The following is a 22,539-nucleotide window of genomic DNA, read 5'->3' on the forward strand; positions in this document are numbered from 1 at the left end:
TTCATTGCCACCGCCTGCGGAGTATCTCCATGCGTGCATCGATGCCGTTGCGTCTGCTGTTGCTGCCGTTCCTCTGTGTCGTGCTGGCGACCTGTGCCACGGTGCCGCCAGCCGCCACCGACGCGGTGGTCCGCAGTGCACACGATTCACGCGAATACCGCTATCTCGAACTGCCGAACCGCATGCGCGTGCTGTTGGTGTCCGATCCGCAGACCGACAAGGCGGCAGCGAGCCTGCTGGTGCGCGCAGGCTCCGGCAACGATCCGGCGCACCGGCAGGGGTTGGCGCATTTCCTCGAACACATGCTGTTCCTTGGCACCCGCAAGTATCCCGACCCGGGCGAGTACATGGAGTTCATCAACGCGCACGGTGGCTCGAACAACGCCTACACCGGCATCGACCGCACGAACTATTTCTTCAGCGTTGAACCGGCAAGCCTCGCGCCCGCGCTGGATCGCTTTGCGCAGTTCTTCGTCGCTCCCTTGTTCGATCCGGCCTACGTCGAGCGCGAGGCGAATGCGGTGGACTCGGAATACCGCCTTGGCCTGAAGGACGATGGACGACGTGAGTACGACGTGTTGCGCGAACTGGTGCGCCCGGACCATCCGCTCGCGAAGCTCGGTGTCGGCAACCTGCAGACGCTGGACGTTGCCCGCGGTGGTCTGCGCGCGGATCTGCTGGCGTTTCACGAGCGCTACTACAGTGCGGCGCTGATGACGCTGGTGGTGCTGGGGCGCGAATCGCTCGACGAGCTGCAGTCGCTGGTCGCGGAGGACTTCGGTGTGGTCGCGGATCACGGGCGCAGCGAACTGCACGACGTGCCCTCGATGTTCGCGCCGGGAACGTTGCCACTCGAGGTGCGCATCCGCCCCGAAAAGGAGCTGCGCGAGCTGACGCTGCTGTTTCCCATGCCGTCGGCGCGCGCGCGTTACGCGGCGAAGCCGCTCGAATACATCGGCAACCTGCTCGGTCACGAGGGGCCCGGGAGCGTGCTGTCGGCGCTGAAGGCACGCGGCTGGGCCGAGAGCCTGAGCGCCGGGGCCGGGCTCGACCTTTACGGTGAAGACGCGTTCCAGATCAGCCTGCAGCTCACTGCGCAGGGTGTGGCGCACTACCGCGAGATCACTGCGCTGGTGCTGCATGCCGTCCAGACGGTGCGTGGTGGCGTCGACGAGTGGCGCTTTCGCGAGCAGGCAGACCTGGCCGCGCTTGGTTTCCGTTTCCGCGAAAAGGGCAGTCCGACCTCGGCGGCGATCGGACTGGCCGAGTCGCTGCAGAAGTACCCGGTCAGCGACGCGCTGCGAGGGCCCTACGTGTACAGCGACTACGACCCGGCGCTGATCGCCAGATACCTTGGTTACCTGCGTGCAGACAACCTGTTGCTCACGCTGTCGCACCGCGATGTGGCAACGGACCGCAGCAGTCGCTGGTTCGAGACGCCCTACGGCGTGAGCCGGCTCGATGCGAACGAGCTGGCGCGCGAGGCGGCCGCAGTCACGGTACCGCTCGTGTTGCCCGGGCCGAACGAGTTCGTGCCGCACAACGTGGAGTTGAAACAGGTCGTCGCGGCGCAGCAGCGCCCGCAGTTGCTCGTCGATTCCGCGTCACTGCGGCTGTGGCATTTGCAGGACGCAAGCTTCGGAGTTCCCAAGGCATCGATCGTGCTGCAGTTGCTGTCGCCGGTTCCCGGGCGCAGTGCGCGCGATGCGGCGCTGGCGGTGTTGCATGCGCGGCTCGTGAACGATGCACTGAACGAATACGCCTATCCGGCCACGCTCGCCGGGCTCGATTACGCCGTGGAGCCCGATGCGCGCGGGCTGACGGTGCGCATCGGCGGTTACGATGATCGGCAGTCGGTGCTGCTCGGCAAGGTGCTCGCAACGCTGCAGCGCGAGCGGTTTGCGCCGGAACGCCTCGCTGCGATTCGCACCGAACTGCTGCGCCAGTGGAGCAACAGCGCGCGGCGGCCGCCGTACCAGCAACTCGTCGACGAGATGCACTCCAGCCTGGTCGCAGGCAACTACCGCGACGCCGAATTGCGTGCAGCGCTCGAGCAGACGGGGCCGGAGGATCTGGCACGCTTCGTTGCCGAGTTGCGCGGTGCGCTGACGCTGGAGATGCTGGTGCACGGCAACTACAGCCCCGACGAGGCGCGCGCACTCGCTGAGCTTGCGCGCACGGCGCTGGGTTCGCCGCCACCGGCTGTGGTGCCGCCGGTCGAAGTCGTCGCGCTGAAGCGCGGCTCGCTTGCGCGTGAGATCAAGGTGGATCATCCGGACTCCGCGCTGCTCCTGTACGTGCAGGGTGCAGACAGCAGCGACGAAGAGCGGGCGCGGGTTGCCCTCGATGCGCAGATCCTGGGGGCGGCGTTCTTCAACGAACTGCGAACCGAGAAGCAGCTCGGTTACGTGACGTTTGCGCAGAACTACCCGCTGTACCGGGTGCCTGGCGTGGTCTTCGCAGTGCAGTCGCCGGTGGCGGCGCCGCGCGGGCTGGCGGCGGCGTTCGAGGAGTTTCTCGCCGGGCAGCGCAAGACGGCGAACGAGCTCGACGAGGCGACGTTCGCACGCCATCGACAATCGCTTGCGGAGCGTCTGCGCGAGAAGCCGAAATCGCTTGCCGAGGCAAGCCAGCGGCTTTGGGCCGAGATCACGATCGGGGCGCTGGATTTCGGCGATCGCGAGCGCATCGCTGCAGCGGTCGAGCACGTGAGTCGCGAAGAATGGGAGCAACACTTCAGCGCGCAGATTGCCGTGCCGGATCGGCGTGGTGTGTGGTTCTGGAGCGAAGGCAGCGCCCATCCCGATGCGAACGATGCACCGCCTGCCGGCACGATGGCAAGGAGCAACTGGCCTGCGGGCAGCGCGATGTACCGCTTCGAACGCCGGTAGGCGATCCGTCCGCAGGCGGTGCGGGTGGCCGGTGGGTAGGGGCTATAATGCGTCGTCGCAGCGCAACCGATTCCAACAGGAACGACACACGATGATCATCAAGCCCAAGGTTCGCGGATTCATGTGCATCACGGCGCACCCGAGCGGTTGCGCGGCCAGTGTGGCCAGGCAGATCGCCTGGGTGCGAGCGCAGGGGCCGATCGCGAACGGGCCGAAACGCGTGCTCGTGCTGGGCGCGTCGACGGGCTACGGGCTGGCGTCGCGGATCACGGCAGCGTTCGGGTGTGGAGCGTCGACGGTGGGAGTCTTCTTCGAGAAGGAAGGCAGCGACGGCAAGTGCGCCACCGCAGGCTGGTACAACAGTGCCGCGTTTCACCGTGAGGCTGCGGCGGCAGGGCTGGGCGCATGGAGCATCAACGGTGATGCGTTTTCCGACGAGGTCAAGCAGAAGACGATCGATCTGGTGCGCCGGGAGCTCGGACAGGTAGATCTGGTGGTCTACAGCCTGGCGGCACCGCGACGGACGCATCCCGCGACCGGCGTCACGCACAAGTCGACACTGAAGCCGATCGGCAAGCGGATCGAGGAGCGCACGCTGGATACCGATCGGCGCGAGATCCGGCAGGTCGCGCTCGATCCGGCGAGTGCCGAGGAAATCGCCGACACGGTGGCCGTGATGGGGGGCGAGGACTGGGAGATGTGGATCGATGCGCTCGCCGGCGCCGGCGTGCTCGCACCGGGAGCCCGTACCACGGCCTATACCTACCTCGGTGACCGGATCACGTGGGACATCTACTGGGATGGCACGATCGGCGCAGCAAAGAAGGATCTGGATCGCGTTGCGCTGCGCCTGAACGAGAAGCTGGCACCGCTCGGCGGCAAGGCTTTCGTGTCGGTGCTGAAGGCGGTGGTCACGCAGGCGAGCTCGGCGATTCCGATCATGCCGCTCTATCTTGCGCTGCTGTTCAGGGTCATGAAGGCGCGCGGGACCCACGAGGGGTGCATCGAGCAGGTCGATGGTCTGTTTCGCACCGCCCTGTACGCGGCGGCACCGGCGCTGGACGATGCCGGGCGCCTGCGCATGGACGGCAAGGAGCTCGACCCGCAGGTACAACGCGAGGTCGAACGCCTGTGGCCGCTGGTCGAGACCGCGAACATCGATCAGCTCACCGATTTCGCCGGCTACCAGCAGGAGTTCCTGCAGTTGTTCGGCTTCGGCTTTCAGGGTGTCGACTACGATGCCGACGTGGATCCGGCAGCGCCGATTCCGGGCCTCGTTGCTTGAGCGCACGCGTGCAGGGGCCGACTGCGGTCTTGCATCCGCAGGCAGGGCCGGGACGATGATCACGCTCGAACCGGGCAGGACCAGCACGCTTTCGGCGCGCGTGCGCCGTATCGTCGCGCCGAATCCTTCGGTGATGACCGGACCGGGAACCAATACCTACCTGGTCGGCACGCGCGAGATCGCCGTGATCGACCCCGGTCCCGACGATTCGTCCCATATCGACGCGATTCTCGCGGCGGGAGCCGGCCGGATCCGCTGGATCCTGGTCACGCATACCCACGAGGATCATTCGCCGGCCGCACTGCGGCTGGCGGGTGAAACCGGTGCCGAATTGCGTGGTGCGCCGGCCCCGCCCGATGATCCCTACCAGGATCGTTCGTTCCGGCCCGACGTGCCATTCGGCGCGGAGCCGCTGCTGGCTACGCGCGAGTTCAGGCTGCGCGCGATCCATACGCCGGGGCATGTCGCGAACCATTACTGCGTGCTGCTCGAGGACGAGGGCACGCTGATGACCGGCGATCACATCATGAACGGCTCGACGGTGGTCATCATTCCGCCCAGTGGCGACATGCACGACTATCTCGAGTCGCTGCACCGTCTGCGCGCGCTGCCCCTGCAGCGCTTTGCGCCGGGGCACGGTGCGTTGATGCCGGAGCCGCTCGCAGCGATCGACGCCATCGTCGCGCATCGGCTGCAGCGTGAGAAGAAGATCGCTGGTGTGCTGGCGGCGCGTGCCGGCACCCTCGATGAGCTGGTGCCGGCTGCCTACGACGATGTGCCTGCCGCCATGCACCTGATGGCGAAGTACTCCTTGTGGGCGCACCTGATCAAGCTCGAGCGCGAGGGGCGTTCGATCGAATGCGAGGGCGTCTGGTCAGCGCGCTGAGCCGCCTGCCGTCGCGATTTCGTGGTCCATTTGCGCCAGCAGCGGTGAATCGGGTTGCACGCTGTGCGCGCGCTGGAAGAGTTCGTTGGCGTACATCATGTTGCCGCTTGCCAGTGCAGCTCTCACCAGGCTGCCGTACATCGCGACGATACGTTCGAGTCCCTCGAGTGCCCGTGTGTTGTCCGGCGTCAGGGCCAGCACGGCCGTATAGTTCGCTGCCGCGCTGTCCGGGAACGGTTCCGTGAGGCGCAGGGCTGCGAGCGCGGCGTCGGCGCGGTGCAGCAGGAATTCCACCTGCAACACCAGACGTGGATCGCTGACGGTCTGAGGTACCGATGCAGGCACTGTTGGCGGTGGTGCCGGTGTCTCATCGAGTGCGTTCGGTGCTGGATCCGTGGCCGCGTGCGTGTCGGGTGCCGGTGGCGATGCTGTGCCGGCTTCGGGATCAGCGGTGACATCGCTTGCGGCTGCCTCGGGTTGTGCCGTCTTCGCCACGCTCGGGACGATCGTGGTTGCGGTGAGTGTCGTCACGGCGGCCCGGGTAGTCTGGGTAGCCTGCGTCGATGCCGGCGCCTGCGGACCCGCCGCGATCAGCAGCATCATCGATGCGACCACTGTCGGCACGACGGAATGCCAGATACTGCGGGGACGCGCGGCAGACGGAGCCGCTGCCGCCAGGGTGGCCAGTGTTGCGGGATCGGGTCCACCGCCGTCGCGTTCGGCGAGCGCTGCATCCCGAGCACCCATCCGCAGGCGTGCAACGATGCGCTCCGTTGCAGCATCGACATCGTTGCCGCGCCGGTTTGGATCGATCGCTGGGTACGCCTGCAGCAGACGCTGCCTGAACACGGTTGCGAGCAACGCAAGTTCGTCGGGTTGCGGGTCGAGCACGGCAAAATGGTGGCGCAACAGGTCGTGCAGCTCGCATCCGTCGGGCGTCCGGCTCACTCCGCCGGAACGCGCCAGATCCGTCTGCAGTGCCTCGATGATCGCAGCGCCACGCTCGCGCAGCGTACGCAGCCACAACAGCGTGCGCGCATGACGTTGTGCGTCGTCTGCCAGTGCCGCGCTGTCGAACAGCATATTCACGACATCCGCGCACGCCGATCGCAGGCGTGCGCGCGTGTCGTCCGCAAGAGCCTGTTTCAGTGAGGCGCCTTCGTCACGCAGTGGTAACGGCATGCCCAGTCCCGTGATCATCCGTTTCCGGAGCGGCAAGCAAGATTCGGGCACTTTTACAAAAATAATGTAAAATCAATCAGATACCGTGAAATCGAAGGCAGGCTCCGGGTGAACTGTCAAATCCTTCGACAGGCAGGTCGATGACGGCTCATTCGCCTGGAGCCGGGTTTGCGACGGGCAGCTTGATCCAGCGACTGGAGCGAAAACGGCGCATCAACAACACCGATTTCACTGCGTAGTCGGCGATCAGGGTGGCGTAGATCCACTCGACCGCGAAATCGAGCTGCCACAGCAGCAGTGCAAGCCCAAAGCGCACCACCACCAGCCCAACCAGCACGTTGAGTACCGGAAAGCGGGTGTCGCCGGCACCGCGCAGCGCCCCACCGATGCAGAATTCGACGGCGAGCAACGGCAGTGTCACGGTGAATGCGTAGATGATCGGTACCATGTGATCAGCGATCGCTGTATCGCCGGTCAGCCACAACGCAACCGGGTGTGCGTACCACGCCAGCAGCAGTCCGGGCACGCTCAGCATCGCGGCCGTTACGCCCAGGGCGCGCAGTGCGACACGACGGGCGTTCGCGGGCGATCCTGCGCCGAGTTGCTGTGCCACCAGTACCGAAACGGCGATGGCAAATCCGAAGCCGACCACCATGGCGAGTGACATCAGGCTCACACTGCTGCCGTAGGCGGCAAACGCGGGCGTACCGTAATGTGCGACCACCCACAGGAACGCGATCAGACCGACCTGCAGCAGCCCCTGTTCGATCGCCGCCGGATATCCGATCTGCCACAGCGCGCGCAGGCGCTCGCGGTAGCGATGATCCGGCCGCGCGATCGCGAGCCGTAGCCGCCCGCTGCGCCACCACAGGATCGTGAGCACGAAGCCGGCCGTGTTGCCTAGCCCCATGCCGAGCGCGATGTAGCGCACATGGGGGGCATGACCGAACGGTGGAACGACGCTCCAGCGCCACGCGAGCAGCGCGGACGCCAGGTTGACCAGTAACGCAACGAACATCGGCGTGTGTGCGTCGCCGGCCGCGCGCAGCCCGGACCCGAAGACCAGCGAGGTGCCGATCAGTGGATAGAACAGTGACAGCCAGCAGATGAAGCTCACGGCGCTGGCGTGCGCGCCGGGGTCGAGTCCGAAGCGTCCGATCAGCCAGTCGGCGCCGATCCAGGTCAGCAGCGTGACCGCCGCACCGAGCAGCAGTGCAATCAGCAGCGATACCGCGAAATACTGTTCGGCCTCTTCGCGCAGGCCGCCGCCCCACGCGTTGGCGATCAGCGCCAGCGCACCGGCGTTGATCCCGGTCGCGACAGCGAAGAACACGTTGTAGAGGCGCGTCCCGGCACTCACTGCGGCGACCGCATCCGCACCGAGGCCCGCAGCAAAGCGGATCATCATCACCGCGACCAGTGTTCCGACCAGGAACACCGCGCTCGATGGCAGCGCCAGGGACAGGATCGCGGTGATCGAGACGGGCGAGGCGTCGATGCTCGGCTGACGGATCGCGTTCAACCGCGTTCCACCCGGTTCTTGCCCGCGGCCTTGGCCTTGCGCAGCGCCCCATCCGCGCGGTGCAGCATGTTGGCGGTGTCATGATCGTCGGGCGCAAGCTCCGCCACACCGGAGCTGAAGGTGATCGCGATGCGCCGCGAACTGAGCGGGGTTGCCTCGAGGTGCACGCGCACGCGCTCCAGCAGCTGCAGCGCCGCGGCTGCAGAGCAGTCCGGCATCGCGACCACGAACTCCTCGCCGCCGTAGCGCGCGACCATGTCGATGCTGCGCACCTGGCTGCGCAGCGTGGCGGCGAAATCGCGCAGCACCTCGTCACCGGCGATTACCCCATGCATCTTGTTGACCGGGCCGAAATTGTCGAGGTCGAGCACCGCCAGGGCGAGCTCGTTGTCGAAGCGGCGCGCACGGCCGAATTCGCGGTCTATCGCTTCGAACAATTGACGACGGTTCGCGACGCCGGTCAGCGGGTCGGTGCCCGCCAGCTCCTCGAGACGCCGGTTCGCGGCTTCGAGTTCGGCGCTGCGTGTTTCGAGCTCCGCGTTGAGCTGTGCAAGCTCGTCGCCGTGCTGCGCAAGCGTCTGATTGTTCCCTTCGAGCCGTGCGTTGAGCTCCTCCAGCGTCTTTGAGTGCGCGGCGAGTTCCCAGCCGGCAACGAAAGCGCGCCTGCGGTTACGCTCGAGATGGATCCCGATGTATGCGAACACGGTGGAGCTGAGCGCGATCACGGTCAGCAGCACCGATCGCGAGATCGGGTCGAGCCGCGCCTGCAGCAGGATGCCGGCCGCGGCGCATGCGAAGCCGCAGGCCTGCAGTGCGATCGCGGCTCGCACCCGTGTGCTGTGAAAGATCGCCACCGGCAGACAGATCATCGTGAACGCGGAGATATCGCCGCTGACGGCGTCGAGCGCCGCCAGTGCGCCGGCTCCGGGCATCAGCAGCAGCATCCAGGTATCGTCCAGCAACTGCCGCAGACGGGGGGCGCGTACCCGGGATCGCGGCCCTCCCAGGAAGCCCGCCAGCGCGATCAGCGCCAGATACGCAAACACCATCGCGTAGCCCTGGACCGTGCCGCGCAGCCCGAGTCGCGCCATCGAGCCGCCCATCAGGTGGGCCACCAGCATCACGGCTGCGATGGCGAGCAGCGGCATGGCGTAGTACCAGCGAACGCGGGCATTATGTTCGGCGCGGCTTTCGCGGTAGGCTGCCTGTGCCGCTGCAATGGTTTCGCTCATGCGGTCATGCCTGGTCAAGGCCAGTGGGTGTGCCCGGGATCGGCGTTGGCCAAAGGATAGACGAAGCGCCTGTAAGCAGACAGCGGCAGCGTGCTTGTGTGCGGGGCCGTGGAGCGTGGTTCGTGTCGAAATCGATGCGCAGATTCCAGGCTGTTACATTACGAATTCTTGTGCTGCTCGGGCGGCAAAAGTATCATTTTGCGTCGATACAGTGGCATGAAGATGCGATATCTCATCGGAGGATCCAATGCAGGAAGAATTCGCCATACCGCAGGTGATGCCGCAACTGATCGCGTGGGCGGCAGCGACGCACGGTGAGCGTGCGGCACTCGTCGAAGGCGAATTGACGCTCGATTTCATCGCGCTGGCAGCCCGTTGCCGTGAGGCTTCGCGGGCGCTGGTTGCCGCCGGCATACGTCACGGCGATCGCATCGCGATCTGGGCACCGAACCGCCACGAGTGGATCCTTGCCGCCGTCGGTGCACAGAGCATCGGGGCCGTGCTGGTGCCGCTGAATACGCGCATGAAGGGGGCGGAGGCGGCGTACATCCTGCAGCGTAGCGGGGCGCGGCTGCTGTTCACCGTGTCCGAGTTCGCCGGCAACCATTACCCGGAGATGCTCGAGAACCAGGACCTGCCGGCGCTCGAGCGCATCGTGCTGTTCGGTCAGGCACGTGGCGCTCACGCAGGCTGGGATGATTTCGTCGCACGGGGAGGTGCGGTAGCCGACGCAGAGGTCGAGCGACTGGCAGCGCGCGTGATGCCGCTGGATACGCTCGACCTGATGTTCACTTCGGGTACTACCGGCAAGCCGAAGGGTGTGATGTGCGGACACGCGCAGAATATCCGCAGCTTCGATACCTGGAGCCGCACCGTAGGCCTCACGGCCGGTGACAATTACCTGATCATCAACCCCTTCTTCCACTCCTTCGGTTACAGGGCCGGTTGGCTCGCGGCAATCATCCGCGGCGCGTGCATCCTGCCGGTGGCAAACTTCGATGTCACCGAGGTGTTGCGTCGTGTCCAGTTCGAGCGTGTCAGCATGCTGCCCGGGCCGCCGACGATCTACCAGTCGCTGCTCGCGCATCCGGAGCGTCAGAACTACGACCTGTCGTCACTGCGCCTGGCAGTCACCGGCGCTGCGTCGGTGCCCGTTGACCTGATCCGGCGCATGCGCAGCGAGCTGGGCTTTCGCACGGTGCTTACCGCCTACGGGCTGACGGAAACCTGTGGTGTGGTCACGATCAGCGGTCTCGACGATGAGCCCGAGCTGGTCGCGACGACGGCAGGGCGCGCCATGCCGGGGGTCGAGGTGATCTGTGCCAGTGCAGCCGGTGAGCCGGTGCCGGCCGGCGAGCCCGGCGAGGTGTGGGTGCGCGGCTACAACGTCATGCAGGGCTATTTCGACGATCCGATCGCGACTGCGGAGGCAATCACTCCCGATGGCTGGCTGAAGACCGGCGACATCGGCGTCCTGAACGCGGAGGGTTATCTGCGTATCACGGATCGCATCAAGGACATGTTCATCGTCGGCGGCTTCAACTGCTATCCGGCCGAGATCGAGAATCTGCTGTGTTCGCTCGACGGCGTCGCGCAGGCAGCGGTGATCGGTGTGCCCGACGAGCGCATGGGGGAAGTGGCGAAGGCGTTCATCGTGCTGCGAGCGGACGCTGCGCTGACCGAGCAGGGCGTGATCGACTGGTGCCGGCGCAACATGGCGAACTACAAGGTGCCGCGCAGCGTCGAGTTCGTGGCTGCGCTGCCGGTCAACGCGGCCGGCAAGGTGCAGAAGACCGTGCTGCGCGGGCAGCCCGCCTGAACACGGTGGCGAGCGCGCCATGAGCGAGGCGTCGCCGCGCGAGCCGCGCCTGGCACATATGGCCGGGCTGGACGAGACGGACCGGCGGCTGATCGAGCTGCTGCGCGCCGACGGCAGGATGGCGTTCCGTGCCCTCGCCGACACGCTCGATCTGACCGAATCCGCCGTGCGCGCGCGGGTGCGCCAGCTCGAATCCTCGGGCACCATGAAGGTGGTCGCGGTGGCCGATGCCGAGGCGGTTGGCTACGAGCTGCTGCTGGCGGTCGGTGTCGAGGTCGACGGACGCCCGGCGATCGAGGTCGCCGAGGCGCTGGCCACCATCGACGAGGTGTTTTCGGTCAGTCTGGTCGTTGGCACGCACGATATCGAACTGCTGATGGTGGCGCGTGACCACGAACATCTGGCGGAGCTCGTGACGGATCGACTGGTGAACATCGCCGGGGTGCGTCGCATCCTGACCGGACTCGCCGTCGATGTATTGAAGAACCAGCCCGACTGGGTGCCCTTCGATGACTGAGCGGCGCCTCGACGAGGTCGACCAGCGCATCCTCGACCATCTGGTGCGCGATGCGCGCACCAGCAACCGGCGTATCGCGGAGGTGCTGGGGGTCACCGAAGGCACGGTGCGGGCACGCATCCGGCGCATGGAGGAAGAGGGACAGATCCGGATCACCGCGATCACGAACATCCGCAAGCTGGTGAACCCGGCGCTGGCGTTCATTCGTGTCGAGGTGGAGCGTGGCAGTTACAGCCGGGCGGTCGCCGAGGCGCTGGCGCGTGACCCGCAGATCGGTTTCGTCGCTATCATGGTCGGGCGTTTCGATATTCTGGCGATCACGATGGTGCAGTCGGCGGAGCAGTTGAGTGCGTTCCTGCACGCCAACGTGTATGCGATCGAGGGTGTGCGCCGCGCCGAGTGTTCGCTGGGGGCGCGTTTCGTGAAGCACGACTACCGGATCAGTCGTATCGTACCGTGCAGTACGTCGCAGGAGCGGCAAAATGCGTAGCGTGGCAGGGTTTCTCTGTTGCATTCCGGTTTTGATGCAGTCATCGCAAACGATATGCGTAGAAAGCAGCGATTCATTTCATTGATGCCAGGTCAAAAGGGTTATACTGCCGGCCCGTTGTCCGGCGAGGGTGAGGAAGCACCGCGATGAACAAGACGATGAGTGCGGCAGAGGTGATCGGTCAGCTGCGCAATGGCATGACGATCGGCATCGGAGGCTGGGGGCCGCGGCGCAAGCCGATGGCGCTGGTACGCGAGATCCTGCGATCGGATCTGCGTGACCTCACGGTGGTCGCGTACGGTGGCGCCGATGTGGGCATGCTGTGTGCGGCCGGCAAGGTGCGCAAGCTGGTGTTCGCGTTCGTGACACTGGACTTCATTCCGCTCGAGCCGTATTTCCGTCTGGCGCGCCAGCGCGGCGAGATCGAGGTGATGGAAATCGACGAGGGCATGTATCTGCTCGGCCTGCGTGCAGCAGCGATGCGCGTGCCGTTCCTGCCGACCCGCCTCGGTTTTGGCACCGACGTGCTGCGGCACAATCCACAGATCAAGACGATCATGTCGCCGTACGCCGACGGACGCGAGCTGGTCGCGATGCCGGCACTGCCGCTCGATGCCGCGCTGATCCACGTCGATCGTGCCGACGCGCGCGGGGTCTGCCAGATCAAGGGGCCGGACCATTACATGGACGATGTGATGGCCCGCGCTGCGGCCAGGACCTACGTGAGTTGCGACGAGCTCGTCGATACCGCGTTCTTCGCCTCGCCCGAGGAGGCGCGCCACGTCTACTGGGAGCGTTCGGAAACCACCGGCGTGGTGCATATTCCCGGCGGCGCGCATCCGAGCAGCTGCAATCCGCTGTACGGCTTCGACGTGCCCCACTTCAAGGAGTACCAGGCGTCTGCCGCGGCCGAGAACGGCTGGGCCGAGTACATGAGCCGGTATGTGGGCGATTCCGAGGCACATTACCAGCAGGCGGTGGGCGGCCTGGACGCGATCCGCAAGCTTGCGCTTCCTGTGTACTGATCAGAGGTCTGCGACGATGGCAACGAGCGAATACACCCTGGCGGAACTGCTGATCTGCGCGGCTTCCGAGGCCTGGCGTCACGACGGCGAAGTGCTTGCCACCGGCATCGGCACGGTTCCGCGTCTGGCTGCATCACTGTCGATGCTGACTTCGAACCCGGACCTGCTGATGACCGACTCCGAGGCCTTCCTGCTGTCGGTGCCGAATCCGATGGGTCCGCGTCCGGCCGATTTCCGCCCGCAGTACGAGACGTGGATGGGCTTCTCGCGGATCTTCGACAACGTCTGGGGCGGCAAGCGCCATGCGATGGTCGGCCCGACCCAGATCGATCGCTTCGGTCAGGCGAACATCTCGTGCATCGGCGACTATGCGAAGCCGAAGGCGATGATGCTGGGCGTGCGCGGCTTTCCCGGAAATTCGATCAATCATGCCAACTCGTTCTTCGTGCCCGCGCACAGTTCGCGCGTGTTCAAGGATGGTGAGTGCGACGTGGTGGCCTCGATCGGCTACAACCCGGCGCGCATGCCGAAGGGCTACACGATGGAAGAGCTGGTCGATATCCGGCTGGTGATCACCGATCTGTGCGTGATGGACTTCGGCGGACCGGATCACCAGCTCCGGCTGCGTTCGCTGCATCCGGGCATCAGTGCCGAGCAGGTCGCGCAGAACACCGGCTTCCCGATCTGTATTCCGGGTGACGTGGTGACCACGCCGGCGCCTACTGCGACGCAGCTCGAGGTGATCCGGCGCATGGATCCGCACAACCTGCGCGCGCGCGAGATCAAGGACAACCCGCCGGGCGATCGCTCGGCTCGCTGACAGCGAGGGAGACAAACCGTGCTCGATACCCGTCTGACCGAGCTGCTTGGGTGCCGCTATCCGGTGGTACAGACCGCAATGGGCTGGATTGCCGATCCGAAGCTGGTCGCCTCGACCTGCAACGCCGGCGGTTTCGGCTTCCTGGCCGGTGCGACCATCCCTGCCGAGCAGATGGAGCGTGACATCCTGCGCACGAAGGAGCTGACCTCGCAGCCGTTCGGCGTGAATTTCCATATGTATCAGCCGAATGCTGCGGACATCGTCGCGCTCGTCGTGAAATACGGCGTACGTGCGGTGAGCTACAGCCGTTCACCGGGCAAGGAGTTCATCCGCAAGCTGAAAGATGCAGGCGTCGTCTGCATGCCGACCGTCGGCGCTGTGAAGCACGCGGTCAAGGCGATCGAACTCGGCGCCGACGTGGTGACCGTACAGGGTGGCGAAGGTGGAGGGCATACCGGTTCGGTGCCAACCACGCTGCTGCTGCCGGCCGTGGTGAAGGCCGTGAAGGCGCCGGTGGTCGCTGCCGGTGGCTTCAAGGATGGTCGTGGACTGGTCGCCGCGCTGGCTTTCGGCGCCGAGGGTATCGCGATGGGAACGCGCTTCCTGATGACCTCGGACAGCCCGGTGCCGCAGGTGACGAAAGACCGTTACATCGCGTGCAAGAACCCGGCCGACATCGTGGTTTCGACCGCGATGGACGGGTTGCCGCAGCGCATGATCATGAACGAGGTGCTTGTCGAACTCGAACGAGCAGGGCCGCTGAAAAGGCTGCTGATCGCGATCCGCAACGGCCTGGCGTTCCGCCAGCATACAGGTGCTTCGTTGTCACAGTTGCTGAAGGCGGCGATTGCGATGCAGCGTGACGACGGTCTCACGCCGGCGCAGGCGATCATGTCGGCGAACGCGCCGATGATCATCCAGCGCGCGATGGTCGAGGGCCGCCCTGCCGAAGGCGTGCTGCCGAGCGGACAGGTGGCTGGCGTGATCGACGATCTGCCAAGTTGTGCTGATCTGATCGCGCGCATCGTGCGCGAGGCCGAGGAGTGCCTAGCGAGCCTGGCGAAGCGCGCCACGTAGGTCGGCATTCATGCCGACATGAATTTGTAGGTCGGCATTCATGCCGATATGGATGTCGGGTTGAAACCCGACCCACGCCGTAGGTCGGCATTCATGCCGACGGATACAGGGAACACCACAGAGAGAGGCACCATGGGCAAACCATTCACGACCACGATCAGCGAAGGTATCGCCGAACTGGTGTTCGATCATCCGCCCGTCAACGCCTTCGACAGCAACGGCTGGGCGGCGATCGCCGCCGAGATCGAGGCACTCGGGCAGGACGACGCCGTGCGCGTGATCATCATCGCAGCCGAAGGCCGGGGCTTCTGCGCCGGCGTCGATATCAAGGAGCTTGCTGCCGACCGCAACGTGATCGTGAAGGTCAACAAGGGCAACTACGACACGTTCAAGGCGGTGCACCGCAATCCAAAGCCGGTGATCGTTGCGGTGCACGGCTTCGTGCTCGGTGGCGGCATTGGCATCAGCGGTGCGGCCGATATCGTGGTCGCCTCCGAGTGCGCGCGCTTTGGCGTTCCGGAGGTCGATCGTGGCGCAATGGGAGGGGGTGCGCACCTGCAGCGGCTGTTCCCGGTGCAGAAGGTGCGCTACATGTACTTCACCGGCGAGATGATCGACGCGCAGGAAGCCTACCGCCTCGGCGCGATCGAGCGTGTGGTGCCGCGCGAGCAGTTGCGGGCAACGGCGCGCGAGATCGCGGCAAAGATCGCGGCCAAGAGCCCCGCGATGATCCGTCTTGCCAAGGAAGCGCTGAACGGCATCGAGGACGGCAATCTCGAGGACAAGTACCGCAGCGAGCAGGGCTTCACGCTCGAGGCCTATACCACCAAGGACTCGCAGGAGGCGCGTGACGCCTTCGTGCAGAAGCGCGACGCGAGCTTCTGAATCTCTCGCCGCAACCGTTTGACCGGAGACGCGAACACATGGATCTGGGCTATACCGAAAAACAGCGGACATTCCGCCAGGAAGTCCGTGCCTGGCTCGCGGCCAGCGTGCCGGCGGAGCCGTTGCAGAGCTTCGATACCGCAGAGGGTTTTCGCCAGCACCGCGAGTGGGAAGCGAAACTGAATGGCGGCCGCTGGGGCATGGTGACATGGCCCGAGGAACTCGGCGGGCGCGGTTGCGACCTGATCGAATGGTTGATCTTCGAGGAGGAATACTGGCGGGCCGGCGCACCACTGCGCGTGAACCAGAACGGCATCTTCCTGCTTGGTCCCACGCTGATGGAATACGGTACCGCCGAGCAGAAGAAGCGCTTCCTGCCGAAGATGGCGACCGGCGAGGAGGTCTGGTGCCAGGGCTGGTCCGAACCCGGCGCCGGTTCCGACATGGCGGCGATCCGCTCGCGCGCCGAGCGCCAGGGCGATCACTACGTGATCAATGGGCAGAAGACGTGGTCGACGCGCGCGGTATGGGCCGACTGGTGCTTCGGCATGTTCCGTACCGATCCTGGTTCGGAGCGCCACAACGGCCTGACGTTCATCCTCGTGCCGTTGAACCTCGAAGGCATCACGGTACGCCCGATTCCGCAGCTCGACGGTTTGCCGGGTTTTGCCGAGATCTTCTTCGACAACGTGAAGGTGCCGCTCGACTGCCGCCTCGGCGAGGAAGGCAAGGGCTGGAAGGTCGCAATGGCCACGGCGGGCTTCGAGCGCGGCCTGATGCTGCGCAGCCCGGCGCGTTTCCAGCAGACGGCCGCACGCCTGGTCGAGCTGTACCGGGCCAATCGCGAGAGCGCCGACCGTGATCCGATGGTGCGCGAGGCAGTGCTGCGGGCCTGGATGGACGCCGAAGCGTACTGCCTCACCACCTACCAGACCGCGTGCCGCCTGAATGCCGGTGGCAAGATCGGCGAGGAATCGAGCACCAACAAGATCTTCTGGTCCGAACTCGACCAGCGCATGCACGAGACCGCGCTGAGCATTCTCGGCGCACGTGCCGAGCTGTGGCCGCACGCTCCCGACGCGGGTGCGGTCGGCAACTGGCTCGACGGCTTCCTGTTCGCGCAGTCCGGCACCATCTACGCCGGCGCCAACGAGATCCAGCGCAACATCATCGCCCAGCGCATGCTCGGCATGCCACGTGCCTGAGGGAGGGGACATGGATTTCCGTTTCAGCGAAGACCAGCGACTGTTCCAGCGCACGGTGCGCGAGTTCCTGGTCGCCGAAGTCACCCCTGAACGCATACGTGCGGCGTGGGAAACCCCGACCGGGCGTTCGGACGAACTGTGGGCGCAGCTTGTGGGGCTCGGGCTGACCGGCATCACGGTCGCCGAAGAGCACGGCGGGCTCGGCATGAACGAGCTCGACTTCGTGCTGCTCGCCGAGGAAATGGGCTACGTGGCGCTGCCGGAGCCGCTGATCGATACGGTGCTGGTCGGTGCGCCGCTGCTCGCACGCTGTGCCGATGCCGGGGTTGCCGCCGAGTGGCTGCCGCGCGTTGCTGCCGGCGAGGCGAAGCTTGCGATCGGCCTCGAATGTCACCCGCTGGTTGCCGATGCGCACGTGGCGGACCTGCTGTTGCTGCAGCACGGCGAAGAGATGCATGCGGTGCGGCGTGCGGATGTGACGCCTGTCGCCAACGAGAGTCTGGATCCGTCGCGGCGCCTGTTTCGGGTCGACTGGACGCCGTCGGCGCAAAGCTGCATCGCCGCGGGCGCTGCGGGTCGTGCGCTGATCGATGCGGCGTTGAACCGCGGCGCGCTCGGCGCTGCCGCCCAGTGCCTGGGATTGGCCCAGCGCATGATCGATATCTCGGTCGCGTACACGCGCGATCGCAAGCAGTTCGGGCAGGCGATCGGCACCTTCCAGGCCGTGCAGCACCTGATGGCGAACGTGGCCGTGAAGCTCGAGTACGCCAAGGCGACGGTACATCGCGCTGCCTATGACGTCGCAAACGATACGGCACGGGTAGCGGTGTCGGTCTCGCACGCCAGGATCGCAACCAGCGAAGCCGCACTGCTGGCGGCGCGCAACGGCATCCAGGTGCACGGCGCGATGGGTTACACGTGGGAAGTCGACCTGCACATCTTCGCCAAGCGCGCGTGGACACTCGACAACGCGTGGGGAGACCGTGCGCTGCACAAGCTGCGCGTCGCGGATTTCGTGCTTGCCGAGGGTGCTGCGATCGGCGCCGGCAACACATTCTGAACGGAGGAACACACCATGGCCGAAGCCTACATCGTCGACGCGCTGCGTTCGCCCACCGGCAAGCGCAAGGGTTCGCTGGCCGCGGTGCACGGCGCCGATCTCGGCGCACACGTGATCCGTGCGATCGTCGAGCGCAACGCGATTCCTGCCGAAGACTATGACGACGTGATCTTCGGCTGCGTGGATACCATCGGCGCGCTTGCCGGCGATATTGCGCGCACGGCCTGGCTGGTCGCAGGCATGCCGCTCTCCGTCCCGGGTACCACGATCGATCGCCAGTGCGGCAGCTCGCAGCAGGCGGTGCATTTCGCCGCGCAGGCGGTGATGAGCGGCACGCAGGACGTGGTGCTGGCAGGCGGTGTGCAGACGATGAGCAGCATTCCGATCTCCTCGGCGATGCTGGCCGGGCAGCCGCTCGGATTCACCACACCGTTCGCGGAAAGCATCGGCTGGCGCGCCCGCTTCGGTGATGCCCCGGTCGACCAGTTCTATGCCGCGCAGCGCATCGCCGATCACTGGGGCGTCAGCCGCGAAGCGATGGAGGTGTTCTCGAAGGAGAGTCACGATCGAGCGCTGAAGGCGATCGCCGAGGGCCGCTTCGATCGCGAGGTGGTGCCGTACACGCTGCCGGACGGTTCGGTGTTTCGCATGGACGAGACCGCGCGCCTCAGCACGCTCGAGAAGATGGCGACGCTGGCGCCGGTCAACCCGGTGTACCCGGGCATCACCGCTGCGGTTTCCAGTTCGACCTGCGACGCGGCAGCGGCCGTGCTGGTGGTCTCCGAGGCCGCACTGAAGCGCTATGGTCTGCGCCCGCGTGCACGCATCCATCACCTGAGCGTACGTGCCGACGATCCGATCTGGCACCTGACCGCGCCCATCCCGGCGACCCGCTACGCACTGCAACGCTCGGGAATGAAGCTCGAGGACATCGACCTGGTCGAGATCAACGAGGCCTTCGCCTCGGTCGTGATGGCCTGGCTGAAGGAGACCGGCTATCCGCACGCGCGCACGAACGTGAATGGTGGTGCGATCGCGCTGGGTCACCCGCTGGGTGCGAGCGGTGCGAAGCTGATGACGACGCTGTTGCATGAACTCGAGCGCAGCGGCGGGCGCTTCGGGCTGCAGACGATGTGCGAGGGTGGCGGCCAGGCGAACGTGACGATCATCGAGCGACTGTAGGTCGGCATTCATGCCATGTAGGTCGGCATTCATGCCGACATGGATTTATAGGTCGGCATTCATGCCGACACGCGTGTCGGATTGAAACCCGACCCACCGAACATCTGAACCGAACGGGAGAACTGGACATGGCAGGAATCTGTGACGGACGCGTCGTGATCATCACTGGTGCCGGCGGCGGACTCGGGCGCGAGTACGCGCTGGCTTTCGCGAAGGAAGGCGCATCCGTGGTGATCAACGACATCAACCCGGAAGCCGCTGCACGTACCGTGAGCGAAATCGCCGCTGGCGGTGGCAGGGCGATTGCCAACAGCAACGACATCACGAACTACCAGGATTCGGCGCTGATCGTGAAGGCAGCGCTCGACGCCTTCGGCGATCTGCACGTGGTGGTGAACAACGCCGGCATCTGTCGTGACCGCATGTTCTTCAGCCTCAGCGAACAGGACTGGGACGACGTGATGCGCGTGCACCTGAAGGGGCACTTCTGCATCAGCAGCCACGCCTGCAACCACTGGCGCCAGCAGGCGAAGGAAGGCAAGACGGTGAGCGGGCGCATCATCAACACCAGCTCGGGCGCCGGGCTGCAGGGCGCGGTCGGGCAGTCGAACTACTCGGCGGCCAAGGGCGGTATCGCGTCGCTGACGCTGGTGCAGGCGGCCGAACTGCGCCGCTACAACATCACCGCAAACGCGCTTGCGCCGTCGGCGCGTACCGGCATGACCGAGAACGTGTTTGCGGACATGATGAAAAAACCGGCCGACGGCAGCTTCGACCGCTACGACGCGGCCAACGTCGCGCCGCTGGTGGTGTGGCTTGGCAGTGAGGCCTCGGCCCACGTCACGGGTCGCGTGTTCGAGGTCGAGGGCGGACGCATCGCGATCTGCGACGGCTGGCGCAGCACCACGGGAGTGGACAAGCAGGCGCGCTGGGAGCCGGCCGAGATCACGCAGGCGATGGCCGAACTGCTCGCGAAGGAAGTGCCGGCACAGAAGGTGTTCGGCACCTGAGCGTGACCGGGCGCAACGGCATTCATCACGGGTGATACACGAGGGCTCAGATGGAATTCGCCTTCACCGAAGAACAGCAGATGATCCGCGAGACGGCAGAGCAGTTCCTGGCGGACCATTGCGATTGCGCTGCCGTGCGTCGTGCGATGGCCACCGAGGCCGGTTTCGACCCGGAGCTGTGGCAGAAGATCGCCGGCGAGATGTGCTGGACCGCGATCCATGTTCCGGAAGCCTGCGGCGGCCTCGGGCTCGGCTACGTCGAAGTGGTCGCGTTGATGGAGCAGATGGGACGCCGTCTGCTCTGCGCGCCGTATTTTTCCTCGGTCTGCCTGGGCGCCAACGCGTTGCTGGTGGCGGCTGGCAATGAACAGCAGCAACGCTGGCTGCCGACGATCGCGGACGGTTCATGCCGCGCCACGCTCGCGTGGTGCGACGCGTCGGGGCGCTGGGACGCCAGCGGTGTATCGGCCACCTTCGTGCGCGATGGCGATGGCTATGTTCTTGACGGCGAGTACCGCTACGTCGTTGACGGCCATGGCGCCGATCTGCTGATCGTCGCTGCTCGCACACCCGGCAGCGGTGGCGCGCAGGGCATCGCGCTGTTTGCCGTACCGGCGGATGCGGCGGGCGTGCAGCGCAGCCTGCTGCCGACGCTGGACCAGACACGCAAGCTGGCGGCGATTCGGCTGGAGCGGATGCGGGTGCCTGCCACGGCGCTGCTCGACGCCGCCGGTGAGGAAGCCGGTGCCGCGCTGGCGAAAATCCTTGGACTGGCGACCGTCGCGCTGGCCGCCGAGCAGGCCGGAGGTGCGCAGCAGATCCTCGATATCGCGGTCGCGTACACGAAGGAGCGCCAGCAGTTCGGTCGTACGATCGCGAGCTTCCAGGCGATCAAGCACAAGGCGGCCGACATGATGCTGAAGGCCGAGGCCGCGCGCTCGGCGGTCTACTACGCCGGCTGCGTGGCGAACGAAGCGCTTGCCGACAGCGCCCGTGACGCCGAGCTGCTGGCGGCTGCCAGCCTGGCCAAGGCGTATTGCAGCGAAACGTATTTCTTCAACGCAGGTACCGCGCTGCAGTTGCACGGTGGCGTGGGCTTCACCTGGGAGTACGACGTACACCTGTACTTCAAGCGTGCGCGCGCCAGCGAGAGTTTTCTCGGCGATGCGGCCGAACACCGTGAACGCATTGCAGTGGAGTTGGGACTATGAGGCTCAGTTTCAGCGCGGAGGACGAGCGCTTCCGCCAGGAGGTTGCCGAGTGGTTGCGCGCCAACCTGTGCGGTGAGTTCGAGCAGATCCGTTTCCGCGGTGGCCCGGGCGACGAGCACATGTTTCCGCACGAGCGCAAGCGCTGGGAGCAGCGCCTGGCCGAGGGAGGCTGGACCTGCATCGGCTGGCCGCGCGAGTACGGCGGGCGCGGTGCATCGATCGAGCAGCAGGTGATCTTCCACGAGGAATACGCACGTGCGGGCGGTCCGGGGCGCATGGGGCATATCGGCGAAGGGCTGGCGGGACCCACGATCATCGCGTTCGGCAACGACGACCAGAAGGCGCGCCTGCTGGCGGGGATCCGCAACGGGACCGAACTGTGGTGCCAGGGTTACTCCGAGCCCGGCGCGGGCTCCGATCTGGCGAACGTGAAGACGCGTGCGCGCTTCGAGAACGGACGCTGGCTGCTGAACGGGCAGAAGGTCTGGACTTCGCTGGCGCACGAGTCGCAGTGGTGCTTCGTGATCGCACGCACCGATCCGGACTCGGTTGCGCACGCTGGTCTGGGTTTCTTCCTGGTCAGGATGGAGCAGCCGGGCGTGACGGTGCGCCCGATAGAGCAGATCACCGGCACCTCGGAATTCAACGAGGTGTTCTTCGACGACGCCGTCTGCGAGGCCGGCGACATGCTCGGCAAGCCCGGTGATGGCTGGAAGATCGGCATGGCACTGCTCGGCTTCGAGCGCGGCGTGTCGACGCTGGGGCAGCAGATGCTGTTCCAGAACGAACTCGACGAGCTGATCCGCATCGCCAGGAGCAACGGGCGTGGCAAGGATCCGGTGATCCGCCAGCGCATCGCCGACGCATGGATCGGGCTGCGCATCATGCGCTACAACGCGATGCGCATGCTCTCGGGAACGCAGGACGGGTCGCTCTCGCGCGAGGCAACCGCATACAAGCTGTACTGGGCCGTGTGGCATCGCAATCTCGGCAAGCTCGCGATGGACGTGCTGGGTCCGGAGGCCGAGGTGATCGCCGGCGCTCCGTACGAGCTGACGAGGCTGCAGTCGCTGTTCCTGTTCACGCGTTCGGACACGATCTACGGCGGCACCAACCAGATCCAGCGCAACATCATCGCAGAGCGTGCGCTCGGAATGCCCAAGGAACCGCGGGCGGCGCGCTGAGGTGGCCACAGTGGTCGCCGGAAGTCGCGGCTTGCGCCACGACCCCCGCATGCTCG

Annotated in this window: 19 protein-coding genes; 16 read left to right on the forward strand and 3 right to left on the reverse strand. The window is 65.9% G+C overall.

Annotated elements, in window-relative coordinates; all coding sequences use genetic code 11:
• The first annotated feature begins 29 nt into the window (after positions 1–29).
• The 3 genes from H7A12_12275 (at position 30) to H7A12_12285 (ending at position 5,062) form a co-directional block, all read left to right on the forward strand.
• A complete protein-coding gene (locus tag H7A12_12275; GenBank protein ID MCP5321578.1) occupies positions 30–2,891 on the forward strand; it encodes an insulinase family protein in 2,862 nt (953 codons plus the stop codon).
• A gap of 91 nt (positions 2,892–2,982) precedes the next feature.
• On the forward strand, positions 2,983–4,176 hold the full coding sequence (locus tag H7A12_12280; GenBank protein MCP5321579.1) for a trans-2-enoyl-CoA reductase family protein: 1,194 nt from the start codon (positions 2,983–2,985) through the stop codon (positions 4,174–4,176).
• Positions 4,177–4,309: 133 nt separating this feature from the next.
• On the forward strand, positions 4,310–5,062 hold the full coding sequence (locus H7A12_12285) for an MBL fold metallo-hydrolase (GenBank protein ID MCP5321580.1): 753 nt from the start codon (positions 4,310–4,312) through the stop codon (positions 5,060–5,062).
• On the opposite strand, the gene H7A12_12290 is transcribed toward H7A12_12285, so the two are convergent.
• The 3 genes from H7A12_12290 to H7A12_12300 all read right to left on the reverse strand — a co-directional run bounded on the left by H7A12_12290 (position 5,051) and on the right by H7A12_12300 (position 8,998).
• Positions 5,051–6,262: a hypothetical protein gene (locus tag H7A12_12290; GenBank protein MCP5321581.1), complete on the reverse strand. Its 1,212-nt coding sequence runs from the start codon at positions 6,260–6,262 to the stop codon at positions 5,051–5,053. The genes H7A12_12285 and H7A12_12290 overlap by 12 nt on opposite strands.
• A 130-nt stretch (positions 6,263–6,392) precedes the next feature.
• Positions 6,393–7,766 (reverse strand): MATE family efflux transporter, encoded by a 1,374-nt coding sequence (locus H7A12_12295; protein MCP5321582.1) that lies wholly within the window; start codon positions 7,764–7,766, stop codon positions 6,393–6,395.
• On the reverse strand, positions 7,763–8,998 hold the full coding sequence (locus H7A12_12300) for a diguanylate cyclase (protein MCP5321583.1): 1,236 nt from the start codon (positions 8,996–8,998) through the stop codon (positions 7,763–7,765). The genes H7A12_12295 and H7A12_12300 overlap by 4 nt, the downstream gene beginning before the upstream one ends.
• A gap of 247 nt (positions 8,999–9,245) precedes the next feature.
• Here H7A12_12300 and H7A12_12305 point away from each other — a divergent pair, with 247 nt between their 5' ends.
• The 13 genes from H7A12_12305 to H7A12_12365 all read left to right on the forward strand — a co-directional run bounded on the left by H7A12_12305 (position 9,246) and on the right by H7A12_12365 (position 22,483).
• Complete coding sequence (locus H7A12_12305) at positions 9,246–10,817, forward strand: AMP-binding protein (protein MCP5321584.1); 1,572 nt, start codon at positions 9,246–9,248, stop codon at positions 10,815–10,817.
• Positions 10,818–10,836: 19 nt separating this feature from the next.
• A complete protein-coding gene (locus H7A12_12310; protein ID MCP5321585.1) occupies positions 10,837–11,334 on the forward strand; it encodes an Lrp/AsnC family transcriptional regulator in 498 nt (165 codons plus the stop codon).
• Complete coding sequence (locus H7A12_12315; GenBank protein MCP5321586.1) at positions 11,327–11,824, forward strand: Lrp/AsnC family transcriptional regulator; 498 nt, start codon at positions 11,327–11,329, stop codon at positions 11,822–11,824. Before H7A12_12310 ends, H7A12_12315 begins: the two co-directional genes overlap by 8 nt.
• A 146-nt stretch (positions 11,825–11,970) precedes the next feature.
• The gene (locus H7A12_12320) at positions 11,971–12,849 is read left to right on the forward strand and encodes a CoA transferase subunit A (protein MCP5321587.1); all 879 of its coding nucleotides are present in this window, start codon (positions 11,971–11,973) and stop codon (positions 12,847–12,849) included.
• A gap of 16 nt (positions 12,850–12,865) precedes the next feature.
• Complete coding sequence (locus H7A12_12325) at positions 12,866–13,669, forward strand: ketoacid CoA transferase (protein MCP5321588.1); 804 nt, start codon at positions 12,866–12,868, stop codon at positions 13,667–13,669.
• 18 nt (positions 13,670–13,687) lie between these two features.
• Positions 13,688–14,746, forward strand: coding sequence for a nitronate monooxygenase (locus tag H7A12_12330; protein MCP5321589.1), 1,059 nt, complete (start codon positions 13,688–13,690; stop codon positions 14,744–14,746).
• Between the two features lie 132 nt (positions 14,747–14,878).
• Positions 14,879–15,631 (forward strand): enoyl-CoA hydratase family protein, encoded by a 753-nt coding sequence (locus H7A12_12335; protein ID MCP5321590.1) that lies wholly within the window; start codon positions 14,879–14,881, stop codon positions 15,629–15,631.
• A gap of 38 nt (positions 15,632–15,669) precedes the next feature.
• On the forward strand, positions 15,670–16,836 hold the full coding sequence (locus H7A12_12340) for an acyl-CoA dehydrogenase family protein (GenBank protein MCP5321591.1): 1,167 nt from the start codon (positions 15,670–15,672) through the stop codon (positions 16,834–16,836).
• Between the two features lie 10 nt (positions 16,837–16,846).
• Positions 16,847–17,896 (forward strand): acyl-CoA/acyl-ACP dehydrogenase, encoded by a 1,050-nt coding sequence (locus tag H7A12_12345; GenBank protein MCP5321592.1) that lies wholly within the window; start codon positions 16,847–16,849, stop codon positions 17,894–17,896.
• A 15-nt stretch (positions 17,897–17,911) separates the two neighbouring features.
• Positions 17,912–19,078, forward strand: coding sequence for an acetyl-CoA C-acetyltransferase (locus H7A12_12350; GenBank protein ID MCP5321593.1), 1,167 nt, complete (start codon positions 17,912–17,914; stop codon positions 19,076–19,078).
• Between the two features lie 128 nt (positions 19,079–19,206).
• Positions 19,207–20,088 (forward strand): SDR family oxidoreductase, encoded by an 882-nt coding sequence (locus H7A12_12355; GenBank protein MCP5321594.1) that lies wholly within the window; start codon positions 19,207–19,209, stop codon positions 20,086–20,088.
• A 50-nt stretch (positions 20,089–20,138) separates the two neighbouring features.
• Positions 20,139–21,299, forward strand: coding sequence for an acyl-CoA dehydrogenase family protein (locus H7A12_12360; GenBank protein MCP5321595.1), 1,161 nt, complete (start codon positions 20,139–20,141; stop codon positions 21,297–21,299).
• Positions 21,296–22,483, forward strand: a complete 1,188-nt coding sequence (locus tag H7A12_12365; GenBank protein ID MCP5321596.1) for an acyl-CoA dehydrogenase family protein — start codon at positions 21,296–21,298, stop codon at positions 22,481–22,483. Before H7A12_12360 ends, H7A12_12365 begins: the two co-directional genes overlap by 4 nt.
• Positions 22,484–22,539: the final 56 nt, after the last annotated feature.

It is taken from the genome of Pseudomonadales bacterium (genome assembly GCA_024234165.1).
Classification (GTDB): domain Bacteria; phylum Pseudomonadota; class Gammaproteobacteria; order Pseudomonadales; family UBA5518; genus UBA5518.